The following is a 1,455-nucleotide window of genomic DNA, read 5'->3' on the forward strand; positions in this document are numbered from 1 at the left end:
AAGAATTGAGGATTTGGCCGACTAAACCTTATACTTGTCCAAATCTTATTCCTTGTTCTGGCAAAGACAATAATAAAATAAGCGCTATGACTGAGAAAACACGCCCTCTGTGGCATCCAACATTATGGCCATCCTGGTTAATCGTTTTTATTCTATATTGCCTCGCTTGGCTGCCGATGAACAAAAAGCATCAGTATGCAGAAAGCCTTGGGCGTTTCGTTTATCGACGCATGAAAAACCGTGGCAAGGTGACCCGGCAGAATATAGAGCTGTGTTTCCCCGAGCTTAGCAGTGACAAGCAAAATGAGATAATTGAAGGCAGTTTTATTTCTACTGCTGAAGGCTTGATTGAGATGCTGCAACTTTGGTGGCGAGATGTTACTCCGTANCTTGATACGATGACGGTGATTGGTAAAGAGCACCTATTAGACGCGCAGAACCGCGGCACCGGTGTTTTGTTGATAGGAGGCCACTTCGGTGTTATCGATATGACCTTGCCCTTGGTTGGGACTCAGCTTAAGCGACCTGGCTATATGTATCGCCCAAATAACGACCCCGTAATAGACTGGATGATCGAAAGTGGGCGTAACCGTAACTTTGATATTCAAAGCTTCAGTAAGTATCAATTAAAAGAGATGCTCGAGTTTATCAAGGGGGGCGGTGAGGTTTGGTATGCTCCTGATCAGGATTTCGGTAAACGCTGTGACCTATTTGTTCCTTTCTTTGGTGTTAGTACGGGTTGTATCTCTACACCAAGTTGGATTGCGCGTGAAACGGGAGCGACTGTTTTGCATGTCGCACCGTTTAGGCTACCAAATGGTCAATATGAAGTCATTTTCTCACCCGTTTTTGAAGGTTTTGGTGAGGACCCGCAAAAGGATGCGCAGCTTTGGAATCAGGCGCTAGAGGCAGCAATTAAGCGTCATCCTGAACAATATCTATGGCAGCATAAGCGCTTCAAAACCCGTCCTGATGGAGAAGGGCCAGTTTATCAGTAGTTGCCGCTATGAATAGGTATTGTGGAGTTCTGCGTATTCAAAACAAAGCTCTAGCCAATTTCGTATGCCAGGGCTTAGGTATTTGTCCTTATGTGTGATGATATAAAATTTTCGTTTGAAATCTCTCTGTGGTGTTTTTAAGGCAATTAGCGATGAGCGTTTGAAAGCATCGTTTAAGGTAACTTTCGACAAACACCCAATCCCCATACCTGACTCTACTGCCCGTTTGATGGCTTCGGTATGTTGAAGTTCGAGTTCAATATTAAGTTCATGAAGCACTCCCTGCATTGCGTTATCGAATGCTTGCCGTGTTCCTGAACCTGCCTCTCTCAGAATCCATTTTGCTTTGCTTAGCTGTTGGTCACTAACGTATGAAAGCGTACTTAGCTCAGATTTCGGGTCGCAGAAGACCACTAACTCATCATCCATCCAAGGCCTAACGTTTAAGTCGGGATGA

The 1,455-nt window shown here is 44.7% G+C and carries 2 protein-coding genes; one reads left to right on the forward strand and one right to left on the reverse strand.

From position 1 onward, the window contains the following. Nucleotides 1-998, forward strand: a 998-nt coding sequence (locus tag A3735_RS06125; RefSeq protein ID WP_231882435.1) for a lysophospholipid acyltransferase family protein, incomplete at its 5' end; no start/stop codon positions are given. A gap of 6 nt (nucleotides 999-1,004) precedes the next feature. Here the strand turns inward: A3735_RS06125 and A3735_RS06130 are convergent. Next, nucleotides 1,005-1,455, reverse strand: a 451-nt coding sequence (locus tag A3735_RS06130; RefSeq protein ID WP_231882437.1) for a LysR substrate-binding domain-containing protein, incomplete at its 5' end; no start/stop codon positions are given.

The organism is Oleiphilus sp. HI0061 (assembly GCF_001635675.1).